Annotated in this window: 20 protein-coding genes; all 20 read left to right on the forward strand. The window is 70.0% G+C overall.

Annotated elements, in window-relative coordinates:
• Window positions 1–61: 61 nt before the first annotated feature.
• The 20 genes from MTF65_RS08290 to MTF65_RS08385 all read left to right on the forward strand — a co-directional run bounded on the left by MTF65_RS08290 (window position 62) and on the right by MTF65_RS08385 (window position 24,526).
• Window positions 62–1,012 (forward strand): transposase, encoded by a 951-nt coding sequence (locus MTF65_RS08290; RefSeq protein ID WP_243628619.1) that lies wholly within the window; start codon window positions 62–64, stop codon window positions 1,010–1,012.
• 86 nt (window positions 1,013–1,098) lie between these two features.
• Window positions 1,099–3,720, forward strand: a complete 2,622-nt coding sequence (locus MTF65_RS08295; protein WP_243627706.1) for a valine--tRNA ligase — start codon at window positions 1,099–1,101, stop codon at window positions 3,718–3,720.
• Between the two features lie 185 nt (window positions 3,721–3,905).
• Window positions 3,906–5,270 (forward strand): glycosyl hydrolase, encoded by a 1,365-nt coding sequence (locus MTF65_RS30460; RefSeq protein ID WP_243627709.1) that lies wholly within the window; start codon window positions 3,906–3,908, stop codon window positions 5,268–5,270.
• A gap of 64 nt (window positions 5,271–5,334) precedes the next feature.
• Window positions 5,335–6,126 carry a hypothetical protein gene (locus MTF65_RS08305; protein ID WP_243627710.1) on the forward strand — a complete coding sequence of 264 codons (792 nt, stop codon included), beginning with the start codon at window positions 5,335–5,337 and terminating at the stop codon, window positions 6,124–6,126.
• A 114-nt stretch (window positions 6,127–6,240) separates the two neighbouring features.
• Window positions 6,241–7,689 (forward strand): glycosyltransferase family 2 protein, encoded by a 1,449-nt coding sequence (locus MTF65_RS08310; protein WP_243627711.1) that lies wholly within the window; start codon window positions 6,241–6,243, stop codon window positions 7,687–7,689.
• Window positions 7,690–7,706: 17 nt separating this feature from the next.
• Entirely contained in the window at window positions 7,707–8,966 is a 1,260-nt protein-coding gene (locus tag MTF65_RS08315; RefSeq protein WP_243627712.1) for a glycoside hydrolase family 113, read from the forward strand.
• 34 nt (window positions 8,967–9,000) lie between these two features.
• Window positions 9,001–10,098 carry a sugar phosphate nucleotidyltransferase gene (locus tag MTF65_RS08320; protein WP_243627713.1) on the forward strand — a complete coding sequence of 366 codons (1,098 nt, stop codon included), beginning with the start codon at window positions 9,001–9,003 and terminating at the stop codon, window positions 10,096–10,098.
• 29 nt (window positions 10,099–10,127) lie between these two features.
• Window positions 10,128–11,657 carry a folylpolyglutamate synthase/dihydrofolate synthase family protein gene (locus MTF65_RS08325; protein ID WP_243627715.1) on the forward strand — a complete coding sequence of 510 codons (1,530 nt, stop codon included), beginning with the start codon at window positions 10,128–10,130 and terminating at the stop codon, window positions 11,655–11,657.
• Window positions 11,658–11,660: 3 nt separating this feature from the next.
• Window positions 11,661–12,041 carry a DUF4233 domain-containing protein gene (locus MTF65_RS08330; RefSeq protein ID WP_243627719.1) on the forward strand — a complete coding sequence of 127 codons (381 nt, stop codon included), beginning with the start codon at window positions 11,661–11,663 and terminating at the stop codon, window positions 12,039–12,041.
• Between the two features lie 39 nt (window positions 12,042–12,080).
• Window positions 12,081–12,494 (forward strand): nucleoside-diphosphate kinase, encoded by a 414-nt coding sequence (gene ndk, locus MTF65_RS08335; RefSeq protein ID WP_243627721.1) that lies wholly within the window; start codon window positions 12,081–12,083, stop codon window positions 12,492–12,494.
• Window positions 12,495–12,787: 293 nt separating this feature from the next.
• Entirely contained in the window at window positions 12,788–13,807 is a 1,020-nt protein-coding gene (locus MTF65_RS08340) for a rod shape-determining protein (protein WP_008738981.1), read from the forward strand.
• Between the two features lie 169 nt (window positions 13,808–13,976).
• Window positions 13,977–14,927 carry a rod shape-determining protein MreC gene (mreC, locus tag MTF65_RS08345; RefSeq protein ID WP_243627723.1) on the forward strand — a complete coding sequence of 317 codons (951 nt, stop codon included), beginning with the start codon at window positions 13,977–13,979 and terminating at the stop codon, window positions 14,925–14,927.
• Window positions 14,928–14,930: 3 nt separating this feature from the next.
• The gene (gene mreD, locus MTF65_RS08350) at window positions 14,931–15,653 is read left to right on the forward strand and encodes a rod shape-determining protein MreD (RefSeq protein WP_243627725.1); all 723 of its coding nucleotides are present in this window, start codon (window positions 14,931–14,933) and stop codon (window positions 15,651–15,653) included.
• 16 nt (window positions 15,654–15,669) lie between these two features.
• Window positions 15,670–17,841 (forward strand): penicillin-binding protein 2, encoded by a 2,172-nt coding sequence (gene mrdA, locus MTF65_RS08355; RefSeq protein ID WP_243627727.1) that lies wholly within the window; start codon window positions 15,670–15,672, stop codon window positions 17,839–17,841.
• The gene (rodA, locus tag MTF65_RS08360; RefSeq protein ID WP_243627730.1) at window positions 17,841–19,040 is read left to right on the forward strand and encodes a rod shape-determining protein RodA; all 1,200 of its coding nucleotides are present in this window, start codon (window positions 17,841–17,843) and stop codon (window positions 19,038–19,040) included. The genes mrdA and rodA overlap by 1 nt, the downstream gene beginning before the upstream one ends.
• Window positions 19,041–19,145: 105 nt before the next feature.
• Entirely contained in the window at window positions 19,146–20,669 is a 1,524-nt protein-coding gene (locus MTF65_RS08365) for a CYTH and CHAD domain-containing protein (RefSeq protein ID WP_243627731.1), read from the forward strand.
• 102 nt (window positions 20,670–20,771) lie between these two features.
• Window positions 20,772–22,697 carry a TIGR03960 family B12-binding radical SAM protein gene (locus MTF65_RS08370; protein ID WP_243627732.1) on the forward strand — a complete coding sequence of 642 codons (1,926 nt, stop codon included), beginning with the start codon at window positions 20,772–20,774 and terminating at the stop codon, window positions 22,695–22,697.
• Between the two features lie 157 nt (window positions 22,698–22,854).
• Window positions 22,855–23,085, forward strand: coding sequence for a type II toxin-antitoxin system VapB family antitoxin (locus MTF65_RS08375; protein WP_243627734.1), 231 nt, complete (start codon window positions 22,855–22,857; stop codon window positions 23,083–23,085).
• On the forward strand, window positions 23,073–23,510 hold the full coding sequence (locus MTF65_RS08380; RefSeq protein WP_243627736.1) for a PIN domain-containing protein: 438 nt from the start codon (window positions 23,073–23,075) through the stop codon (window positions 23,508–23,510). The genes MTF65_RS08375 and MTF65_RS08380 overlap by 13 nt, the downstream gene beginning before the upstream one ends.
• 236 nt (window positions 23,511–23,746) lie before the next feature.
• On the forward strand, window positions 23,747–24,526 hold the full coding sequence (locus tag MTF65_RS08385; RefSeq protein ID WP_243627738.1) for a TIGR03936 family radical SAM-associated protein: 780 nt from the start codon (window positions 23,747–23,749) through the stop codon (window positions 24,524–24,526).
• The last annotated feature ends 163 nt before the right edge of the window (window positions 24,527–24,689 follow it).

A 24,689-nucleotide genomic window follows, 5' to 3' on the forward strand; every position in this document is an offset into this window, starting at 1 on the left:
GGGACGCAGTAATGCGTCCCGGCTACCCGACGTCTATCCGAATGCCGCCCAGCGGTCGGCCTTGGCACAGGCCTTCGGCTGTGCGCGTGTCGTGTGGAACGACGGCCTCCGGGCGCGCAGGGACGCCCGCGCGGCAGGCAGGCCCTACCTGTCATCGGCCGAGTTGTCGAAGACGTGCATCACGCAGGCCAAGCGCACCGAGGGGCGCGCCGGGTTGGGCGACGTCTCAGCCGTGGTGCTCCAGCAGTCCCTCGTCCTCCGGGATGACGGCCGGGTGTACGTGGCCAAGGTGGGTGACCTGAGAGTCAGGTGGTCGCGGCCGCTACCTGCCGCGCCGACCTCGCTGACGGTCGTCAAGGACGCGGCGGGACGATACTTCGCCAGCTTCGTCGTGGACACGGAGCCGGGCATCCTTCCGGAGGTGGACACGGAGGTCGGGATCGATCTGGGTCTGACGACGTTCGCGGTCCTTTCCGACGGGACGAAGATCTCTTCGCCGAGGTTCCTGCGACGGGCGGAGAAGAAGCTCAGGCGGCTTCAGCGGGAGCTTTCGCGCAAGGTGAAAGGGTCGAGAAACAGGACCAGGGCACAGATCAAGGTCGCCCGGCAGCACGCCCGGGTGGCCGACCGGCGGCGGGACTGGCACCACAAGACGTCCACACGGATCATCCGCGACAACCAAGCGGTGTACGTGGAGGACCTCGCGGTGCACGCCCTGGGCCGGACCCGGCTCGCGAAGTCCGTGCATGACGCAGGATGGGCGGCGTTCGTGAGCATGCTGGAGTACAAGGCCGCCAAGCACGGTCGCCACTTCGGGAAGATCGGCCGCTTCGAGCCCACGTCCCAGGTCTGCTCCACCTGTGGGCACCGGGACGGGCCCAAGCCGCTGCACGTCCGCGAATGGACGTGCGGGGCGTGCGGGTCTGTCCACGACCGGGACGAGAACGCAGCGATCAACACCCTGGCCGCCGGGCGGGCGGACAGGCTAAACGCCTCGTTGGAGCGCGGATAAGACCGGGTCCAGGCCCGGCGCCACGCGATGAAGCAGGAAGCCCCCGGCCGACGAGGCCAGACGCGCCAAGGCCCTAAACTGTGCTCGTGACCGAGAACACGCAGACACCCAGCAGCCCCAACTCCGAATTGCCGACCGCGTACGCACCGGCCGAGGTAGAGGGGAAGCTCTACGAGCGCTGGGTAGAGCGTGGCTACTTCGAGGCGGACGAGAAGAGCGACAAGACTCCGTACACCATCGTCATCCCGCCGCCGAACGTCACCGGAAGCCTCCACCTGGGGCACGCCTTCGAGCACACGCTGATCGACGCCCTCACCCGCCGCAAGCGCATGCAGGGCTTCGAGACGCTGTGGCAGCCGGGTATGGACCACGCCGGCATCGCCACGCAGAACGTCGTCGAGCGCGAGCTCGCCAAGGAGGGCAAGTCCCGCCACGACCTGGGCCGCGAGGCGTTCGTCGAGCGCGTCTGGCAGTGGAAGGGCGAGTCCGGCGGGCAGATCTCCGGGCAGATGCGCCGTCTCGGCGACGGTGTCGACTGGTCGCGTGAGCGCTTCACCATGGACGAGGGCCTCTCCGAGGCCGTCCAGACCATCTTCAAGAAGCTGTACGAGGACGAGCTGATCTACCGCGCCGAGCGCATCATCAACTGGTGCCCGCGCTGCCTCACCGCGATCTCCGACATCGAGGTCGAGTACCAGGACGACGACGGTGAGCTCGTCTCCATCCGGTATGGGGAAGGCGAGAGCTCCATCGTCGTCGCCACCACGCGCGCCGAGACGATGCTCGGCGACACCGCCGTCGCCGTCCACCCCGAGGACGAGCGCTACACGCACCTCGTCGGCACCGAGATCGAGCTGCCGCTCACCGGCCGCCGCATCCCCGTCGTCGCGGACGAGCACGTGGACCCCGCGTTCGGCACCGGCGCCGTCAAGGTGACCCCGGCGCACGACCCGAACGACTTCGAGATCGGCCAGCGCCACGGCCTGCCGAACCTCGCCGTCATGGACGAGCACGCCATCATCACGGCCCACGGCCCCTTCCAGGGCCTGGACCGGCTGGAGGCCCGCTCGGCCATCGTCGCCGCGCTGCGCGCCGAGGGCCGGATCGTCGCCGAGAAGCGCCCGTACACCCACTCCGTCGGCCACTGCTCGCGCTGCAAGACCACCATCGAGCCGCGCCTGTCCCTGCAGTGGTGGGTCAAGGTCGGCCCGCTCGCCAAGGCCGCCGGTGACGCGGTCCGCGACGGCAAGGTCAAGATCCACCCGCAGGAGATGGAGAAGCGCTACTTCGACTGGGTCGACAACCTCCACGACTGGTGCATCTCGCGCCAGCTGTGGTGGGGCCACCGCATCCCGGTCTGGTACGGCCCGAACGGCGAGATCGTCTGCGTCGGACCGGACGAGCAGCCGCCGGCGGGCGAGGGCTGGCACCAGGACACGGACGTCCTGGACACCTGGTTCTCCTCCGGCCTGTGGCCGTTCTCCACGCTCGGCTGGCCGCGGCAGACCGACAGCCTGGCGAAGTTCTACCCGAACTCCGTCCTGGTCACCGGCTACGACATCCTCTTCTTCTGGGTCGCCCGGATGATGATGTTCGGCCTGTACGCGATGGACGGCACCCCGCCGTTCCACACCATCGCCCTGCACGGCATGGTCCGTGACGAGCGCGGCAAGAAGATGTCGAAGTCCTTCGGCAACGCGGTCAACCCGCTCGACTGGATGGACAAGTACGGCTCCGACGCCGTCCGCTTCACCCTGGCGCGCGGCGCCAACCCGGGTGTCGACGTCCCGATCGGTGAGGACTGGGTCCAGGCGTCCAGCAAGTTCGCCAACAAGATCTGGAACGCCACGCGCTTCGCGCTGATGAACGGCGCCACGATCGAGGGCGAGCTGCCGCCGGTCGAGCAGATGTCGGCGACCGACCGCTGGATCCTGTCGCGGCTCAACAAGACCGTGGCCGAGGTCGACGCGTTCTACGACGACTACCAGTTCTCGAAGCTGTCGGACTCCCTCTACCACTTCGCGTGGGACGAGGTCTTCGACTGGTACGTCGAGCTGTCGAAGACGACGTTCTTCGCGGGCGGCGCGCAGGCCAAGGTCTCCGGCCGGGTCCTGGGCGAGGTCATCGACGTCATGCTGCGCCTGCTGCACCCGGTGGTCCCCTTCGTCACCGAGACGCTGTGGACCACGCTGACCGGCCGCGAGTCCCTCGTCATCGCCGAGTGGCCGAACGACAGCGGCTTCCGCGACGAGGCCGCCGAGGCCGAGATCGAGAGCGTCCAGACCGTCGTCACCGAGGTCCGCCGGTTCCGCAAGGAGCAGGGCCTGCAGGACGGCCAGAAGGTCCCGGCCCGCCTGGACCTGACCGGTACCGCGCTGGCCGCGCACGAGGCCGCCATCCGGCAGCTGCTGCGCCTCCAGCCGGAGGGCGACTCCTTCAGCGCCACCGCGACCCTCCCGGTCGCCGGCGCCACGGTCGCGCTCGACCTCTCGGGCACGATCGACGTGGACGCCGAACGCAAGCGCCTCTCCAAGGACCTCGGCGCCGCCGAGAAGGAGAAGCAGCAGGCCGAGGCGAAGCTCGGGAACGAGGCCTTCCTGGCCAAGGCCCCCGACAACGTCGTGGACAAGATCAAGGGCCGGCTCGCCAAGGCCGAGACCGATATCGCCCGGATCCAGGCCCAGTTGGACGCGCTGCCGGGCGCGTAACACCCCGTACGCCGTCGGCCCCCGAGCGAACTGCTCGGGGGCCGACGCGTATTGTGACGTAGACCCCAGGGGTTTCACGCAACCATCGCCCGCTCAAGGCAGTCTGTAAGCCCGTCACGGAGATGTCTGTGCGGTGGGGCCGCTGAGGAACGAGGGGGGTGTGTCTGGGAGTGGTACGTCAGTACGTGAAGCGTCGCAAGGTACTCATCGGGGCCGCGGCGACCGCGGCCATGGGCGGCACGCTCGCCGGCGTCGCGGCCTTCAGCACCTCCCGCGCGCCCGCCAAGGGCCTCCAGAAGGACCTGCGTTCGCGGGACCCCAAGGCGTCCAAGGCCGCCGAGGCCGTCTACGGCCTGCTGGCCGCGCTGGAGGCGGACGCCCGGGCCGGCCACCGCCGGGCCACCCTCATAGGACAGCACGCCGAGGTCCACAACGAGCGGTACAACCCGGAGTACGGGGACCACAACGGCCCCAAGGTGCCCGGCTACTACTACCGCAAGCCGCAGGACATCACCGGGAAGCTGCCCGCGTTCCTCGAACTGGACCTGGGCCCCGGCTACCAGCAGGACAGCTGGGGCGTGGGCGAGCCGCGGGACTACTCGCGCGCCGCCTGGCCCGCCCGCCGCGAGTTCTGGACCTACACGAACGACGTCGTGGACCTCGCCATGGGCGTCTGGCACGGCCTGCCGCGCAAGACCGACGGCTCGTACAACCCGACCGGCACCGAACAGCTCTGGAACGGCACGAAGACCACGCTGCCCACCAACGGGGGAGCGCCGGCCGGCCTGGTCGGCATGTCGTTCCACCAGCCGTGGCCGGGCAGCCCGGTCAAGGGCTTCGAGCAGACCATGCGCGGCAATTCACCCGCGGCCAAGGACCCGAAGTGGATCGACCGGGTCCTGACGCCGGGCACGGCGGAACACGCCGCACTGCTGCTCGACCTGGCGTTCCTCGCGGACCACCTGGGCTACCTGGCCGCGCACGACGTGCCCGTACTGCTGCGCCCGTACCACGAGATGAACGCGCTGGACGATGAGCAGCGCTTCTGGTGGGCGGGGCTGAAGCCCGAGCAGTACGTGGCCCTGTGGGAGCTGATGTACCACTACCTGGTGGGCTCGCGCGGGCTGCACAACCTCATCTTCGTCTGGTCCCCCACGGCCTGGGACGGTGTCCACGGCAACGAACCCTGGGACTTCTACCCGGGGGCCGAGTACGTGGACGTGGTCGGGGTCGACGACTACAGCGGTTCACCGGAGCAACCGTTCGGCAAGGGAGCCTGGACGGCGAAGTGGCACCGGGAGCTGAAGGATTACGGCAAACCGCGGATCGTGGCGGAGTCCTTCCACGTCCCGCTCAACGCGGAGCAGCGCACGACGCTCGACGAAGCCCCTTGGGTCCTCTGGACCGTTTGGGGTGACGGGCTGACAGCGAAGAACACCGCGAAGGACGTTCAGCAGACGTACAACGATCCGAAGACGGTCACCGGTGGCAAGGAGACCGGCCCTGTCGGTGTGAGTTGGCCCTCCTTGCGCGAGGGAACGTCGCAGTAGTCGCAGTAAGGGCCTTGCAAAGGCAGCCTGTAACACTTTTTTGTTTTCGGTGAATAGGAGTGAAGTGACCGCCTCAACGCCGCGCGCCCACCGCGTAGCCGCATTCGTGGCCATGGGCTGGGCTGGTGTCCTGCTCATCTGGGCGCTGTACAACTGCTTCTGGCAGGTGGGCATCGTCGATTTCCTGCAGGGCATCGTCTATTACGGCATCGGAGACGGCTCCGGGGCTGCCGAGACCTTCAACCTCAACTGGGGCATCGTCTACGTGGCGGGCGCGCTGCTGGTGCTGCGCGGCAACACGCTCGGCCGGGGCATCATCATCGGCGGCGCGGCCATCGAGGGCTACAACCGGCTGCGCAGCCTGACCGGTGCGATGTTCGACGAGAAGCAGACCGACTACTTCACCAACACGCTCCAGGGCGGGCTGAAGCTGGCGACGTTCGGCGCGGGCTTCCTCGTGACGACCGCTCTCATCGTGCTGCTGCTGCGCGACTTCGCCGCCTACGAGCCGTGGCAGCCGCCGGTGAACCCGTGGAGCGCGCAGGCGCACGAGGCGCGGCAGGCCCATGAGGCGGCGCAGCGCGCGGCCGCCCCGCAGCAGCCGCCGTACGGCATCCCGCAGGGTTACCAGCAGCCCCAGCAGCCCCAGCAGCCGCAGCAGCCGCAGCAGCCGCAGACGGGTTACGCGCAGCCCCAGCCCCAGCAGCAGGCCCAGCCCCAGCCCCAGCAGGGCTACGCGCCGCAGCCCCAGCAGCAGCCGCAGCCCGGATACGGAGCCGGCCCGTACGGCGGTCCCTGGCAGCAGCCCCAGATCCCGGCCCAGCAGCAGCCGCCCCAGCAGCCGCCCCAGCAGTAGGCGGCGGACGGAGGCTGCCGCCGGAGCGCCGCACCCGCTCCCGGCAGCCCCGCCACGCCCAGCAGACACCGCCGCAGCGCGAGCTGACCCGGCGAACCCAGAAGGACCACTCCTATGTCCCCCGCCCCCGTACAAGAGGTCGCGACCACCTCCCGTCGCGACGCGAAGATCGTCCAGCGGCATGCCGACTGGAAACCCAGCGTGCTGGCCTTCCTGCTGCCCTTCCTGGTGCTCGTCAGCTTCGGCCTGTGGGTGTTCGAGCCGAACCCGTCCCCGCTGGGCTGGACCCTGTCGGTCATCTGGTCGCTGCCCGCGATCGGCGTGATGGTCGGCTTCCAGGGTGTCCTGCTGATCCGCCGCCGCGTCCGCAAATCGCACGAGATGGTCCCGGCGGCCCCGGTGGAGGATGACTTCCTCGTCGTGCTCGTGCCGACCATCGGCCGCCACGACACGTACCCGGCGCTGGAGCGCTCGGTGCTCAGCTACGTGGAGCACCTCCCCCCGTTCTTCCCGCGCATGCGGGTCGACGTGCTCACGGAGGAGGGCTGCGAGGCCACCGAGCGGATCGACGACCTCGCCGCGACGCACCCGCTGATCCGGGTGGTCGCCGTACCCAAGGTGTACGAGACGGCGAACGGGACGCGGTTCAAGGCCCGGGCCAACCACTACGCCCACGAGCTGCGGATCGAGGAGGGCGAGGCGCTCGACGACGTCTGGGTGCTCCACATGGACGACGACACCGGCGTCGGCCCCGACACCGCCATGGCCATCGCCCAGTTCATCAACCGGCAGGGCCGCGCTGGCGACGAGGCCAAGCACATGGCGCAGGGCATCCTCGCCTACCCGCGCGAGAACGCCGTCAACCGCTTCACCTGGCTGGCCGACGCGGTCCGGCCCGCCGACGACATCGCCCGCTTCCGCGCCTTCACCGGTCTCGGCACCCCGGTCGCCGGCGTGCACGGCGAGCTGCTGCTGCTCCGCGCCTCCATCGAGGCCACCATCGGCTGGGACTTCGGACCCAAGGCCATCGTCGAGGACGCCCAGCTGGCCCTGACGTTCTGCCGCAAGTACCCGGGCCGCAGCGACTGGTTCAACGGCCGCTGCTACGGCGCCTCGCCGGCCACCACCAAGGACTTCATCAAGCAGCGCGAGCGCTGGGCCTGGGGCCTGGTCGCCCTCTGTTTCAACAGGACGGTGCCTTTCCGGTACCGCTGGTTCCTGATGCTCTGCATGGTCAGCTGGGTCCTCGGCCCGCTCCAGCACGTCGCGACGGTCCTGCTCGTGGCCTGGTTCATCGGTGACTTCAACACCTCGCCCGTGACCCAGTCCGTCGTGATCATGTGGTCGTTGAGTTTCGCGTACGTCATCTGGACGTACTGGGAGGGGCTGCGGCTCAACTCCCTGGTGTCCGCGGACGGCAAGCGCCGCTGGTGGGAGCCGATCGTCGTCCTCGGACTCATCCCGCTGTTCTCCGTGATGGAGGGACTCGGCGGCCTGCGTGGGCTGATCAAGTTCATCAAGCGCGAAGAGAACAAGTTCGTCGTCATCGCCAAGCCCGCGTGAGCAACCGAGAGCCCGTCATGAAGAAGAAGCGTTCCAAGGTCCCCCTGCTGGCGATCCTGCCGGTGACCGTGACCTCCCTGGTCCTCGGCCTGCCGTTCGTGGTCGGCGACCACCCGCTGCGCTGGAAGGCGGACTCCCTCAAGCCGATCCTGGTCCTGGACGACTCGGCTCCCGCGAAGGGCGGGAGCGGTGACGACACCGTCCTCGCCGACGGCGACGGCGGCGGCGACGGGTCAGAGGACGGGAAGCCGGCCGGCCCCGCCAAGCCCGCGCAGACGGTGGCCGAGCCGTGGAAGGCCGGCATGCCGGAGTGGGGCGTCCAGATCTTCTGGGAGGACAAGAAGGAGCACAGCGAGGAATACCTCGCCAAGAAGGCCCGCCAACAGGCCGACTACATCGTCGGGCTGAAGGCCAACTCGGTCGCCGTCTCCTTCCCCTTCTACACGGAGGGCCGCACCTCCACGCAGCTCGCGGCCGGCAAGAACACCCCGACCCCCGAGCACCTCGACACGGTCCTGCGCGTCTTCCGCGAGGCGGGCCTGCGCACCACCGTCCGCCCGATCCTGGACGAGGCGGCGCTCATCCCGCCGGAGGGCTGGCGCGGCAACATCAAGCCCTCCGACAAGGCGGCCTGGTTCACGTCGTACGAGGCCTTCCTGGCCCCGTACCTCGAAGCGGCGCAGCGGCAGCGGGCGGCGACCTTCGTGATCGGCACCGAGCTGAACTCCATGGAGGGGCAGGCGGGCTGGAAGGGCCTGATATCCGCGGCGGAGAAGCGGTTCAAGGGCGAGGTGTCCTACGACGCCAACTGGGACAACTACGTGGGCGGCCGCATCGACGTCCCCGTCAACCGGCTCGGCGTCGACGCCTACTTCCCCGTGAAGGTGGACGACGACGCGCCCGTGGACCGGCTGGTCGACGGCTGGAACACCTGGCTCGACAAGAAGAGCAAGGGGGCGCTGCCGAAGATCGTGCTCGCCGAGGCGGGCATCAGCGCCATGGACGGGGCGTTCCACGCGCCCGGCGACTTCTACACCAAGCGCAAGGTCAACCCGCAGGTCCAGGCGAACTGGTACAAGGCGGTCTGCCAGGTCGTCCAGCAGCGCAAGATGGCCGGCGTCTACTGGTGGTCGATCTACTTCGACTCCAACCCTAAGGCCGCTCCGAAGGAAGAGGACTCCCGCTTCAACTTCGCGGGACGTCCGGCCACCGAAGAGGCGATCCGCTCCTGCTTCGGTTCCGACTACGCAGGTCCGGGCACCACCCCCGCGCCGTGACCGACACCCACCACGAGAAAGCGATGTGCCCGGCATGAGCGAGGCAATCCTTCTGGTAGGCGGCAAGGGCACCCGACTCCGGCCGCTGACCACCCACACGCCCAAGCCGCTGCTGCGGGTGGCCGGCGTCCCCTTCCTCACCCACCAGCTCGCGCGCGCCGCCGAGGCCGGGGTCACCCGGCTGGTGCTGGCCACCTCCTACCTGGCCGAGCTCTTCCGGGCGGAGTACGGCGACGGTTCCCCGCTCGGCCTGGAGCTGGTCTACGCGGAGGAAGCCGTGCCGCTCGGCACCGGCGGAGCCATCCGCAACGCCGCGGAGCTGCTCACCTGCGGCCCCGACGAGCCGGTGTTCGTCTTCAACGGCGACATCCTCTCCGGCGTGGACCTCGCCGGCCTGCGGGACGCGCACGCGGCGTCCGGGGCGGCCGTCACCCTGCACCTCACCCGCGTCGAGGACCCCCGTGCCTTCGGTCTCGTCCCGACCGACGGGCAGGGCCGGGTCCTGGCCTTCCTGGAGAAGCCCCAGACCGAGGCCGAGATCATCACCGACCAGATCAACGCCGGCTGCTACGTCTTCACCCGCTCCGTCATCGACACCATCCCGGCCGGCCGCGAGGTGTCCGTCGAACGGGAGACCTTCCCGGCGCTGCTCGCCTCCGGGGCCCTGGTCAACGGCGTCGTCGAGGACAGCTACTGGCTCGACCTCGGCACGCCCCAGGCGTTCGTACGCGGCTCCGCCGATCTGGTGCGGGGTGTCGTCTCCTCGCCCGCGCTGCCCGGGCCGACCGGCGAGGCGCTCGTCCTCCCCGGCGCGGTGGTGGACCCCGGCGCCCGGCTGGCCGGCGGCACCGTCGTGTGCGAGGGCGCCGTCATCGAGGCGGGGGCGGTGGTCCACGCCAGCGTCGTCCTGCCCGGGGCCCGGATCGCGGCGCGCGGCTCGGTGCGCGACTCCGTGGTGGGCGCGCACGCCGCCATCGGCGAGGACAGCAGCCTGCGCTCGGCGGTGGTCGGGGACGGGGCGGTGATCGGCCCGGACAACGAGCTGACGGCGGGCCTGCGCATCGACTGCGGGGTCCGGCTGCCGGCCCGGGCGGTCCGCGTCTCCGCCGCCCCGGCGGCACTCGCCTCCTGAAGCCCGAGCCTCGTCCGTAGACTGGCCCTGTGAGTGACCAGCAGCCCGAGAGCCACGGCCCCGACGACCTCGACGACAACATCGACGCGTTCGACCAGATCGTGGCGGAAGAGTCCGACCGAGACCCCGACCTGGCGGTGATCGAGGCCGGCAGCCGCACCCTGCGCGCACACGGCGCGGCCCCGCAGGCCGACCAGGTGCCCGCGCGCCCCGCAGACCCGGAGGTGGACAAGGCGTTGCGCGAGGTGGAGGAGGAGCTCTCCACCCGCTGGGGCGAGACCAAGCTGGAGCCGTCCGTCAGCCGGATCGCCGCCCTGATGGACGTACTGGGCGAGCCGCAGCACGCGTACCCCTCCATCCACGTCACCGGCACCAACGGCAAGACCAGCACCGCCCGCATGATCGAGGCCCTGCTGAAGGCCTTCCAGCTGCGCACCGGCCGCTACACCAGCCCGCACGTGCAGTCGATCACCGAGCGGATCAGCCTGGACGGGGCGCCGATCAGCGCCGAGCGGTTCGTCGAGGCGTACCACGACATCAAGCCGTACGTGGAGATGGTGGACGCCTCCGAGGAGTACCGGCTGTCCTTCTTCGAGGTGCTCACCGGGATGGCGTACGCGGCTTTCGCGGACACCCCGGTCGACGTGGCCGTGGTCGAGGTCGGCATGGGCGGGTCCTGGGACGCGACCAACGTGATCGACGCGTCGGTCGCGGTGATCACCCCGATCAGCCTGGACCACACCGAGCGGCTCGGCTCCACGCCCGGCGAGATCGCTCAGGAGAAGGGCGGCGTCATCAAGCAGGACGCCACCGTGATCCTGGCCCAGCAGCCGGTGGACGCGGCGCAGGTACTGCTGAAGAAGGCCGTCGAGGTCGACGCGACCGTGGCCCGCGAGGGCATGGAGTTCGGCGTCGTCTCCCGCGAGGTCGCGGTCGGCGGCCAGATGCTGACCCTGCGCGGCGTGGGCGGCGAGTACGAGGGCATCTTCCTGCCGCTGCACGGCGCCCACATGGCGCACAACGCGGCGGTGGCCCTGGCGGCGGTGGAGGCCTTCTTCGGCATCGGCGCCCAGCAGAGCCGGGTCCTGGACGCGGACACCGTACGGGCGGCCTTCGCCTCGGTGACCTCGCCGGGCCGCATGGAGGTCGTCCGGCGCAGCCCGACCGTGGTGCTGGACGCCGCGCACAACCCGGCGGGGGCGCGGGTCACGGCGGAGGCGGTGACCGAGGCGTTCGGGTTCAGCCGGCTGATCGGCGTCGTGGGCGCGAGTGACGGCAAGGACGTGAGGGGGGTCTTCGAGGCCTTCGAGCCGATCTTCGCGGAGGTCGTCGTCACGGAGAACACCAGCCACCGGGCGATGAGCGCCGACGAGCTGGCCGCGATCGCGGTCGAGGTCTTCGGTCCGGACCGGGTGCAGGTGGAGCCGCGGCTGGACGACGCCCTGGAGGCGGCGATCACGCTGGCGGAGGAAGAGGCCGAGTACGGAGGGGCCGGCGTCCTGGTGACCGGTTCCGTGATCACGGTGGGCGAAGCGCGCCTGCTGCTCAAGAGGGGCTGAGGGATGCGCACGCTGTGTGCTTCGACGCTGATCGGCGAGTTCTTCGTGATCGGCTTCGCGGGGCTGGTCGCGATGAAGGACCCGGACCTGACCCAGGCGACCGTCTGGACGGTGTGCGGGGTCGCCATGCTGCTGTCGGTCCTGCTGTGCGGGATGCTGTCGCGGCCGGGGGCCGTCCAGATCGGCTGGGCGCTCCAGATCGGGCTGATCCTGAGCGGGCTCGTCGTCCCGATGATGTTCATCCTGGGAGCGGTCTTCGCGGCCCTGTGGTGGTGCTCGGTGCACTACGGCCGCCGGATCGACACCATCAAGGCCCGGTGGGCCGCCCTGGCCGAGACCGAGGCCGCGCAGGCTCCGCACGGCGGTGCTCCGAACCCCCTGTAGATTCTTCGGACCGCACCCGTTTGCCGCAAGGAGTTACCCATGACCCAGCGCACCCTCGTGATCCTCAAGCCCGACGCCGTCCGTCGCGGCCTGATCGGCGAGATCATCGGCCGTATCGAGCGGAAGGCCGGCTGGACCATTCCCGCGATGGAGCTGCGCACGCTGGACCAGGACACCCTGGAGACCCACTACGGCGAGCACAAGGGCAAGCCCTTCTACGAGCCGCTCATGGGCTTCATGGCCTCCGGCCCGGTCGTCGTCCTGGTGGTCGAAGGGGAACGCGTGATCGAGGGTGTCCGCCAGCTGGCCGGCCCCACCGACCCGATCGCCGCGGCGCCCGGCTCCATCCGGGGGGACTTCGGTTCCATCACCCGGGAGAATCTGATCCACGCATCGGATTCCGAGGAGTCCGCCGAGCGCGAGCTGAAGCTGTTCTTCCCCACTCTCGGTTGAGTCCATCCTGACGCGACATCAGCCAAATAGCGCTCATGACCTGGGGCGACCGAAGTAATTTCGGTCGCCCTTTGGTATTGCCGGACGCTTCCGGGAACGCATAGACAGGACACGACGTCACCACTACGGGGGCGGGTATCCATTCCGGCGGGATTGCCGGAGTCCCGTCGCGCGGTGTCCGTACCTGCGGCACTACGATGGGGCCTCCACCCACACACCCACCTCGCCGACCTGACAGCAGCCGCTATCAACTGGAAGGCCAGACGCTCCTCATGGGGAACAAGGGGAACAACATGTCGTTCATCGGCCGTGACATGGCGATCGACCTCGGGACCGCCAACACGCTGGTGTACGTGAGGGGCCGGGGGATCGTCCTGAACGAGCCGTCCGTGGTCGCCATCAACACGAACACCGGTGGAATTCTCGCGGTCGGCTCCGAGGCGAAGAAGATGATCGGCCGGACACCCGGCAACATCGTCGCCGTACGACCCCTCAAGGACGGCGTGATCGCCGACTTCGAGATCACCGAGCGGATGCTCCGCTACTTCATCCTCAAGATCCACAAGCGCCGCTATCTCGCCCGGCCGCGCGTCGTGGTCTGCGTCCCCTCCGGCATCACGGGAGTGGAGCGACGCGCCGTCATCGAGGCGTCCACGCAGGCCGGCGCCCGCCAGGTGCACATCATCGAGGAGCCCATGGCCGCCGCCATCGGCTCGGGACTGCCCGTCCACGAGGCCACCGGAAACATGGTCGTGGACATCGGCGGCGGCACCACCGAGGTCGCCGTCATCTCCCTCGGCGGAATCGTCACGGCGCAGTCCATCCGGGTCGCCGGCGACGAGCTGGACAACGCGATCATCCAGCACATCAAGAAGGAGTACTCGCTCCTCCTCGGCGAGCGCACCGCCGAGCAGATCAAGATCACGATCGGGTCGGCCTACGACCTCGACAAGGACGAGCACACCGAGATCCGCGGCCGGGATCTGGTGTCCGGCCTGCCCAAGACGGTCGTCATCTCCGCGGCCGAGGTCCGCAAGGCCATCGAGGAGCCGGTCAACGCCATCGTCGACGCGGTCAAGACCACCCTCGACAAGTGCCCGCCGGAGCTCTCCGGCGACATCATGGACCGCGGCATCGTCCTCACCGGCGGCGGCGCCCTGCTGCGCGGCCTGGACGAGCGGCTGCGCCGGGAGACCGGCATGCCGATCCACATCGCCGAGGACCCGCTCGACTCCGTCGCGCTGGGCTCCGGCAAGTGCGTGGAGGAGTTCGAGGCGCTCCAGCAGGTCCTGGACGCCCAGCCCCGGCGGTGATCAAACCCCCGGGAACGGGGCATGTGGAACACAAGGATCCGCCGTACGGGTGCTACCGAGCCCGTACGGCGGATCGTTGATATACAGGCACAGTCGGTTGGTTGGGCCCCGGCCCGACCGGAGCCGCTCCGCCGCACGGGTATCTATGAGGAAGGCACGGCCGCCGCACGTGAGGGACACACGAGAAAGCCGGCTGCTCCTGGTTCTTCTGATCGCCATCGCGTTCGCATTGATCACGGTGGACATCAGAACGGGCGAGGATTCTCCGGTCGACGGTGCCCGGCAGGCCGCCGCGGCGGTCTTCGGCCCGGTCGAGAAGGGCGTGGCGACCGCGGTCGACCCGGTCGCCCACGCCATAGGGGCGGTACGGGACTCCGGCGAGCGCCACAACCGCGTCGCCACGCTGGAACGCGAGAACGCGGCGCTGAAGGCCAAGCTGGGCAGCGAGGACCGGACCCGCAGCCGCATCCACGAGCTCGACGAGATGCTCAAGCGCGCCGGCGCGGGCCAGTACGGCATCAAGGGCGCCGAGGTCATCGCCATAGGAGCGGCCCAGGGCTTCTCCTGGACCGTCACCATCGACGCGGGCAGCAAGGACGGCATCGAGCGCGACATGACCGTCCTCAACGGGGACGGACTGGTCGGCCGGGTCACCACCGTAGGCCCCGACACCGCCACCGTCCTGCTCGCCAGCGACCCCGACTTCACCGTCGGCACCCGCCTGGAGAAGACCGGCGAACTCGGCTTCGCCACCGGCCAGGGCGACCGCGCCCTGTCCGTCCAGATGCTCAACGGCAAGGCCAAGATCAGCCCCGGCGACCGGCTGCTCACCTTCGGATCGCGCGGCAACAAGCCGTTCGTGCCGGGGGTTCCGCTCGGCGAGGTGGTCCGCGTCGACCCGTCCGGCGGCGGCCTCACCCGGACGATCCACGTCCGGCCCTTCGTCGGCTTCTCCCGCCTCGACATCGTCGGCGTGGTCGTGGTGCCGCCCCGCGAGGACCCGCGCGACGCCGTCCTGCCGCCCAAGCCGGCGCCCCCCAAGCCCATCCCGACGGTCACCGTGACGGTGACGCCCTCCCCGAGCGCCTCCGGCGGCCCGGCGGACGAGGAGGAGAGCTGAGCCATGCGCTTCAACCGGATCCTGCTCTCCAGCACACTGGTCGTGGTCGCCCTGGTCGTCCAGGTCACCGTCCTCGGACGGCTCCAACTGCCCGGCGCCGTGCCCGACCTGGTGCTCCTGACCGTGGTCGCGCTGTCCCTCGTCTACGGGCCGACCTCGGGCGTCCTGATCGGCTTCGGCGCCGGTCTGCTCGCCGACCTGGCCCCGCCCGCCGACCACGCCGCCGGCCGCTACGCCCTCGCGCTGTGCGTCATCGGCTACGCCGCCGGCCTGGCCCGGCCCGACAACGGCCGCTTCCGCTCCGCCTGGGGGCCCATGCTCACCGTGACGGCCGCCGCCGTCGGCTCCATCCTGCTCTACGTCGGCGTGGGCACCCTGGTCGGCGACACCGCGGAACGCCACGTCGGCCTCGGCGGCCTGCTCTTCACCGCCGTCCTCTACGACCTGCTGCTGGCCCCGTTCACCGTGCCGTTCATCATGGCTCTGGCCCGCCGCGCCGAGAACGACCCGATGGCCGTCGACGCCAACGGCGGAGCCCCGCAGGGCAAGGACGTCGCCTCTGGCTGGCTGGCCGGCGGCACGGGACTGCGGATCGGCAGTCAGCGCGGCGGCCTGCGGCTGAGGACCGCGCGCGGCCGGGCCAACCGGGCCGGCCGCATAAAGGGTGTCAAAGGCATCAAGAGCATCAAGAGCGTCAAAGGCGTGAAGAGCGTCAAGAAGCTGTGACGGGGGAGCACGACGCATGACCAACATTCCGGAGACCGGCCGCACCCCCCGGGTGCAGATCCGGCTCGTCATCATCCAAGTTCTCGTCTGCTCACTGCTGCTCACGCTCGGCGGACGGCTCTGGTACCTGCAGATCCGCAACGGCCACGAATACGCCGACGCCGCCAAGAACAACCACGTCCAGCGGGTGGTCCAACCCGCCGTGCGCGGCTCCGTCCTGGACGCCCGCGGAGTCCCGATCGCCGACAACGAGACCCGCCTGGTCGTCTCCGCGTCCCGCACCGAGCTGATGAAGATAAAGGACAGGGGCAAGGCCGTCCTGACCCGCCTCGCCGGAGTCCTGGACATGAAGCCGCAGGACGTCATGGACAAGGTCCGGCTCTGCGACTCCCAGACCCCCAAGCCCTGCTGGAACGGCTCCCCCTACCAGCCGATCCCGGTCACCCTCGAAGCCACCACCCAGCAGGCCCTGCAGATCCGCGAGCGCCCCGAGGACTTCCCCGGCATCACCGCCGAACCCACCGCCGTACGCCGCTACCCGGCGCCCGGCGCGGCCCGCGCCGCGCAGGTGCTCGGCTACCTCTCGCCGGTCACCGACGAGGAGATCCAGAAGGCCAAGGACACCGACTCGCCGCATCTGCGCTCCGATCAGGTCGGCCGCTCCGGACTCGAACGCACCTACGACAAGGAGTTGCGCGGCAAGGCGGCGGTCACCTCGTACGAGGTCGACAACCTCGGCCGGGTCATGGGCCAGACCGAGTCCGACCCGGGGGTGGCCGGGTCCACCCTCGTCACCAGCATCGACGCCCGGGTCCAGGCCGTCGCCGAGTACGAGCTCCAGCAGGCGATGAAGACCGTCCGCAACGAGACCGACAACATCACGGGCCGTAAGTACGAGGCGGATTCGGGCGCCGTCGTCGTCATGGAGACCAAGACCGGCCGCGTCGTCGCGATGGCCTCCCAGCCCGACTACGACCCCAACGCCTGGGTCGGCGGCATCTCCGGCAGCGACTACGCCACGCTCACCAGCAAGAACTCCAACTACCCGCTGCTCAACCGGGCCATCCAGGGCCAGGCCCCCGCAGGCTCCATCTTCAAGGTGGTGTCGGCGAGCGCGGCCGTCCGGGCCGGCTACGACTTCGACGACAAGTACAACTGCAGCGCTTCCTACAACATGGGCGGCCGGAGCTTCGCGAACTTCGAGTCCAAGGGGCACGGCCCCATCACCCTCGGCGACGCCCTCAAGTTCTCCTGCAACACCGTCTTCTACGCCCTCGGCCACAAGGAGTGGCAGCGCGACGGCGGCCTTGAGCCCAAGAAGGACGCCCACGACTGGTTCTACCGGACCGCCCGCGAGTTCGGATTCGGCTCCGAGACCGGAATCGACCTGCCGAACGAGGTCACCGGCCGCATCCCCGACCGCCAGTGGAAGAAGAGCTTCTGGGAGGCCAACAAGGCATCCTGGTGCAAGCAGGGCAAGAAGGGCGGCACCTACGTCGAGCAGATCGCCTACGAGAACTGCCTTGAGGGTAACCAGCTGAAGGCCTTCGACAGCATCAACTTCGCCATCGGCCAGGGCGACGTCCTCGTCACCCCCATCCAGATGGCCACCGCTTACTCCGCCATCAGCAACGGCGGCACCCTCCACGACCCCACGGTCGGCAAGGCCGTGATCAGCCCCGACGGCAAGATCGAAGTGATCAAGCCGAAGCCCCACGGCATGCTGCCGATCGACGCCCAGACCATCAGCAACCTCGACAAGGGCCTGCGCTCCGTCGTCGAGCCCGGCGGCACCGCCGCCTGGCGGTTCGGCGGCTGGCCGCTGGACAAGATCCCGATGCGGGCCAAGACCGGCACCGCCCAGGTCTACGGCAAACAGACCACGTCGTGGCTGGCGACCTACACGGACGACTTCGCGATCGTGATGACGATCTCCCAGGCCGGCACCGGCTCCGGCGCCTCCGGTCCCGCCGTGCGCAACATCTACAACGCGATGTACGGCCTCGACATGGAGGGCAACCAGGACCTCAAGAAGGCGCTGCTGCCCGCGCCGCAGGCCGAGCTGCCGGAGGTCCAGCCGGACGGCACCATCGAGGCGCCGACCATCACCCCGTACGTTCCCCCGTCGCCCAAGGACGTGCCGGCGCTCGCCGGACCGCCCGCCCCGCCGCCGGGGAGGCAGGACTGATGCCCACCACGAACAACTTCTCGGTCTCCCGGTACGCGCCCAAGCAGGGCCCGCTCGCCCGGCTCACCGCCCGCGACTCGCCGCTGCGCCGGCTCGACTGGCCGATGCTGCTGGCGGCGCTCGCGCTGTCGCTGATCGGTTCCCTGCTGGTGTGGTCCGCGACCCTCAACCGCGACACGCTCACCCAGGGCGACCCGCAGTACTTCCTCTGGCGCCACCTGCTCAACACCGGCATCGGCCTGGTGCTGATGATCGGGACGGTCTGGCTCGGCCACCGCACCCTGCGCGGTGCGGTGCCGGTCCTGTACGGGCTCTCGCTGGTCCTGGTCGCGGCCGTGCTCACCCCGCTCGGCGCCACCATCAACGGCGCCCACGCCTGGATCGTCATCGGCGGCGGCTTCTCGCTCCAGCCCTCGGAGTTCGTGAAGGTCACGATCATCGTGGTGATGGCGATGCTGCTGGCGGCCCGGGTGGACGCGGGCGACCTGGACCATCCCGAGCACCGGACCGTGGTCAAGGCGCTGTGCCTGGCCGCCGCGCCCATGGGCATCGTGATGCTGATGCCCGACCTGGGGTCGGTCATGGTGATGGTCGTGATCGTGCTGGGGGTGCTGCTGGCCTCCGGCGCCTCCAACCGCTGGGTGCTCGGGCTGATCGGCTCCGGGACGGTCGGCGCGATCCTGATCTGGCAGCTCGGAGTGCTCGACGAGTACCAGATCAACCGCTTCGCGGCCTTCGCCAACCCCGAGCTCGACCCCTCGGGCGCCGGCTACAACACCAACCAGGCGCGGATCGCGATCGGCGGCGGCGGCCTGACGGGCTCCGGCTTGTTCAAGGGCCCGCAGACCACCGGCCAGTTCGTGCCCGAGCAGCAGACCGACTTCGTCTTCACCGTGGCGGGGGAGGAGCTCGGCTTCGTCGGCGGCATCCTGATCCTGGGCCTGCTCGGGGTCGTGCTGTGGCGGGCCTGCGTGATCGCCCGGGAGACCACCGAGCTGTACGGGACGATCGTGGCGGCCGGGATCGCCGCCTGGTTCGCCTTCCAGTCCTTCGAGAACATCGGGATGAACTTGGGCATCATGCCGGTGGCGGGCCTGCCGCTGCCGTTCGTGTCCTACGGAGGGTCGTCGATGTTCGCGGTGTGGGTGGCGGTCGGGCTGTTGCAGTCGATCAGGGTGCAACGGCCGATGTCGGCGTAGCGGGGCGGGGGGGCGCGCGCGATCGGCCGCGCGCGATCGGCCCCGCCCCGGCCGAATCTTCCGTTCACCCTCACGTTGCGATCCGTTCAGGGCTACGTTCGATCTATGGCGGACACGAAGCGCGAGATCGAGCGGAAATTCGAGTTCAGCACGCCTGAGGCGGAGCGGCGCGGGGTCCCGGACCTGGCCGGGACGGCCGCGATCGCGGCCGTCCGCGACGAGGGCACCGTCGAGCTCGACGCCGTCTACTACGACACCCCCGACCAGCAGCTCGCCGCCGACGGCCTGACCCTGCGGCGCAGGACCGGCGGCGCGGACGCGGGCTGGCACCTCAAACTGCCCGTCTCCCCCGGAGTCCGCGAGGAGATCACGACCCCCCTCGGCGATTCCGTCCCCGGCTCCCTCGCCGCCCTCGTCCGCTCCCGGGTCCGCGGCGCCGAGCTGGAGCCCCAGGTGCGGCTGCTCTCCTCGCGCCGGGTGAGCCACCTCCTCGACGCCGGCGGAGCCCTGCTCGCGGAGCTGGCCACCGACACCGTCCGGGCCGAACGGGACGGGGCCACCGCCGCCTGGACCGAGGTCGAGGTGGAACTCGCCGACGGGGTGGACCCGGCGCTGCTCGACGCCGTCGAGAAGAGGTTCCGCAAGGCCGGACTCCGCGTCTGCGACGCCCCCTCGAAACTCGCCCGGGCCCTTGCGGAGACCGGCGCCGCACCGCCGGCCCGCCCCGAGGCGGGCTCCGAGGACGGCACGGCGGGCGCGTACGTCCTCTCGTACCTGCGCGAACAGCGCGACGCCGTGATCGCGCAGGACCCCGCCGTACGCCGGAACCTGCCGGACTCCGTCCACCAGCTGAGGGTCGCCACCCGCCGGACGCGCAGCGCCTTCAAGACCTACCGCAAGGTGCTGGACCGGGAGGTCACCGACCCGATCGGCGAGGAACTGCGCTGGCTCGCCGGCGAACTCGGCGTCGACCGCGACCAGGAAGTCCTGCTGGAGCGGCTGCGGACCCGGCTCGGCGAACTTCCCCACACCCTGCTGCTGGGCCCCGTCCGCAACCGGCTGCGGGTGTGGAACGACACCCGCCGCTCCGGCTCCCGGGGGCGCGCCCTCGCCGTCCTGGACAGCGACCGGTACGTGAGGCTCCTGGACTCCCTCGACGCCCTGCTGGCCGACCCGCCGCTGCGCAAGGCCGCGAGCCGCCCGGCCGAGAGCGTCCTGCCGAAGGCCGTGCTGCGCGACTACGAGCGGCTCGCCGACCGGGTCGCCGCCGCGCTGGCCATCGAACCGGGAGGCGAGCGCGACCTGGCCCTGCACGAGGCCCGCAAGGCCGCCAAACGCTCCCGGTACGCGGCGGAGGCAGCCGTACCGGCCCTCGGCAAGCCCGCGAAACGCGTGGTCAAGGCGGTGAAGGCGGTCCAGACGCTGCTCGGTGACCACCAGGACAGCGTGGTCGCCCGCGAAGCCCTGCACGGCCTCGCCGTCCAGGCCGCCGCCGCGGGGGAGTCGGCCTTCACCTGGGGCGTGCTCTACGCCCGCGAGGAGGCCCTGGCCGACCGGCACGAACGGGAACTTCCGGACCTTTGGGCGGAGGCCTACTCTCCCGCACTGCGGGCGGGCCTCGGCGGCTAGGGGCGGCCCGGCAGCCGTCCGGGCGGTGATCACGACGGCAGGGGGCGGCCGGGCCTGGGGGTACGCTTGAGAGCTGCCCCCTGCCCGCTTCACGAAAGTCGCGTGATGTCCGAGTCGGTCTTCCCACAGCTCGAAGCTCTGCTCCCGCATGTGCAGAAGCCCATCCAGTACGTCGGTGGTGAGCTCAACTCCACCGTGAAGCCGTGGGAGAGCGCGGACGTCCGCTGGGCGCTCATGTACCCGGACGCGTACGAGGTCGGGCTCCCCAACCAGGGCGTCATGATCCTGTACGAGGTGCTCAACGAACGCGAAGGCGTCCTCGCCGAGCGCACGTACAGCGTGTGGCCGGACCTGGAAGCGCTCATGCGCGAGCACAAGGTCCCGCAGTTCACCGTTGACAGCCACCGCCCGGTCGGTTCCTTCGACGTCTTCGGGCTCTCCTTCTCCACCGAGCTCGGCTACACCAACATGCTCACGGCGCTCGACCTCGCGGGCATCCCGCTGGAGGCCAAGAACCGTACGGTGGACCACCCGATCGTCCTCGCGGGCGGCCACGCGGCCTTCAACCCCGAGCCGATCGCCGAGTTCATCGACTGCGCGGTCATCGGCGACGGCGAGCAGGCCGTCCTCGACATGACCGAGATCATCCGCGCGTGGAAGGCCGAGGGCCGTCCGGGCGGGCGCGAGGAAGTCCTGCTGCGCCTGGCGAAGACCGGCGGCGTCTACGTGCCGGGCTTCTACGACGTCGAGTACTTGCCGGACGGCCGCATCGGCCGTGTCGTGCCGAACCGCTCCGGCGTGCCGTGGCGCGTGTCCAAGCACACCGTCATGGACCTCGACGAGTGGCCGTACCCCAAGCAGCCCCTGGTCCCGCTCGCCGAGACCGTCCACGAGCGGATGTCCGTGGAGATCTTCCGCGGCTGCACCCGCGGCTGCCGTTTCTGCCAGGCCGGCATGATCACGCGCCCCGTGCGGGAGCGAAGCATCACCGGCATCGGCGAAATGGTCGAGAAGGGCCTCAAGGCGACCGGCTTCGAGGAGGTCGGCCTGCTCTCGCTGTCCTCCGCGGACCACAGCGAGATCGCCGACATCGCCAAGGGCCTCGCGGACCGCTACTCGGACGACAAGGTGGGCCTGTCCCTGCCCTCGACCCGCGTGGACGCGTTCAACGTGGACCTGGCCAACGAGCTGACCCGCAACGGCCGCCGGTCGGGCCTCACCTTCGCCCCCGAGGGCGGCTCCGAGCGCATGCGCAAGGTCATCAACAAGATGGTCTCGGAAGAGGACCTCATCCGGACCGTCGCCACGGCGTACGGCAACGGCTGGCGCCAGGTGAAGCTGTACTTCATGTGCGGGCTGCCGACCGAGACCGACGAGGACGTCCTCCAGATCGGCGACATGGCGGTCAACGTCATCGCCAAGGGCCGTGAGGTCTCGGGCCAGAACGACATCCGCTGCACCGTGTCGATCGGCGGCTTCGTGCCCAAGCCGCACACGCCGTTCCAGTGGGCGCCGCAGCTGTCGGCGGAGGAGACGGACGCGCGCCTGACCAAGCTGCGCGACAAGATCCGCGGCGACAAGAAGTACGGCCGCTCCATCGGCTTCCGCTACCACGACGGCAAGCCGGGCATCGTCGAGGGCCTGCTCTCGCGCGGCGACCGCCGCATCGGCGACGTCATCCGCGCCGTGTACGAGTCGGGCGGCCGCTTCGACGGCTGGCGCGAGCACTTCTCGTACGACCGCTGGATGAAGGCCGCCGAGAAGGCGCTGCCCGCGTACGGCGTGGACGTGGCCTGGTACACGACGCGCGAGCGCACGTACGAGGAGGTCCTGCCCTGGGACCACCTGGACTCCGGTCTCGACAAGGACTGGCTCTGGGAGGACTGGCAGGACGCCCTCGACGAGACCGAGGTCGAGGACTGCCGCTGGACCCCGTGCTTCGACTGCGGCGTCTGCCCGCAGATGGACACCCAGATCCAGATCGGCCCCACCGGCAAGAAGCTGCTGCCGCTGTCGGTCGTGAAGTGACCCTGGGCTGAAGCTGCTGTCGAATGTGCCCCCACCGGGAACGGTGGGGGCATATTTATGCAAGCAGTGATCAAAGGTTTCTGCACTCGCGCTGTGGGGATATCCTGATTTTGTCGGTGGAGCAATACTCCACCCCCGCTGCCAGGAGGTGGCCGGCATGGCCAAGACCGTGATCGACATCAACGAGGAAGCGCTCGCGCTTGCCGCAGAGGCCCTCGGGACCACGACGAAGAAGGACACGGTCAACGCCGCGCTGGAGGAAATAGGAGCGCGGGTGCGCCGGCAGCGAGCTCTCGAAGCCCTCATCAAGCTCGATGAGGAAGGCGCTTTCGACAAGGGCCGGGAAGCGGGATTCAAGGAAGAGGTGCGCGGGCCGTGGGGCAGCTGACCGAGACCGAGGGCACGTTCCTGATCGACACCTCCGCCGCGCATCGGATCACCCTCCCGGGCCCCTTCTCCATCTGGCGGTCGGCGCTCGCCGCCGGGCGCGTCGGCATGTGCGCGGTGACCGAGGCCGAGGCGCTGTGTTCTGCCCGGTCGCCTGCCCAATACGCCGATATGCGCCAGGCGTTCGCGGACCTGTACGTATGGCACGAGATCCCGGAAGACGTGTGGGTCAGGGTCCGAGCCGCGCAGAGCGCCCTGGCCGAAGTGGGGTGTGTGCGCTCCGCCGGTGTCGTCGATCTGGTCCTGGCGGTCACCGCGGCGCGGCACCGGCTGACGGTGCTGCACTACGACCGTGACTTCGAGACGCTCGCCAAGCACATCGACCTGCGAACCCGGTGGCTGGCCGAGCCCGGCTCCATCGACTGACGGCGGGGCGAAAGAGGACCGGGCCGGGAACCGGCGAGGTCACGGGCGCGTACTCTGGGTAGTACGACACCGCTGCCGACGCGGCGACCGCCGCCGAGATCTCCCTGCCCGACCGGGCGGGGGTGAGCCGCAGCGGGTCGAAGGATCTCAGGGCGACGCGCGAGCCGCGGAGCCCCGCACAAGGAGAAGAACCACTGGGCAAGCGACAGCCCGAAGGCCCGCCACCCGCACCGGTGGTGCAGCGCATCCGACTGCGCTACACCAAGCGCGGCCGCCTCCGGTTCACCAGCCACCGAGACTTCCAGCGTGCCTTCGAGCGGGCCCTGCGCCGCTCCGAGGTACCCATGGCGTACTCGGCGGGCTTCACCCCGCACCCTCGGGTCTCGTACGCGAACGCCGCGCCCACCGGCACCGGCAGCGAGGCCGAGTACCTGGAGATCGCCCTCGCCGAGCCCCGCGACCCGCAGAAGCTCCGCGAGCTTCTCGACGAGTCGATGCCGGTCGGGCTCGACATCGTGGACGCCGTCGAGGCCCGTACCTCCGGGCTCGCCGAGCGCCTGACCGCCTCCGTCTGGGAGCTGCGCCTGGAAGGCGTGGAGCCCGCCGACGCCGAGCGGGCCGTGGCCGCGTTCCTCGCGGCCGAGACCGTGGAGGTCCAGCGCCGCACCAAGAACGGCATGCGGACCTTCGACGCACGAGAGGCCGTGACCAGCCTGGAGGCACTTCCCGCTCCTGCTGATAGGCCCCTGGACAATGCCTGTGCGATACTGCGGCTGGTTGTTCGGCATTTGACACCTGCCGTGCGACCCGACGACGTCCTGTCCGGTCTCCGAGCTGTGGCCGACCTGGCGCCGCCGGTCCCCGCAGCGGTGACCAGGCTGGCGCAGGGGCTCTTCGACGAGGAGTCCGGCACGGTGACCGACCCGCTCGCGCCCGACCGCGAGGCTGTCACGGCCGCCCCACCCACGGCCGCCGTAGCAGCCGACGCGAAGGCGCCGGAAGGTCCCGCCGCGTAAGGATCGTCGTTGCCGCGCCGCCCTGGCACTCGGGAGCCACCTGGGTCGGGCAGCGCATCTGACCTGAAGACTTCCGCCAGGCCGTACGGACAAGACGTACGGAACCGGCGGCCATGGACTACAGCTCCCGTGTGGCGAACGCGCCCCGGAGGCCGGCTCCGCG

Origin of the sequence: Streptomyces sp. APSN-46.1, assembly GCF_022815725.1 — a bacterium.
Classification (GTDB): Bacteria; Actinomycetota; Actinomycetes; order Streptomycetales; family Streptomycetaceae; genus Streptomyces.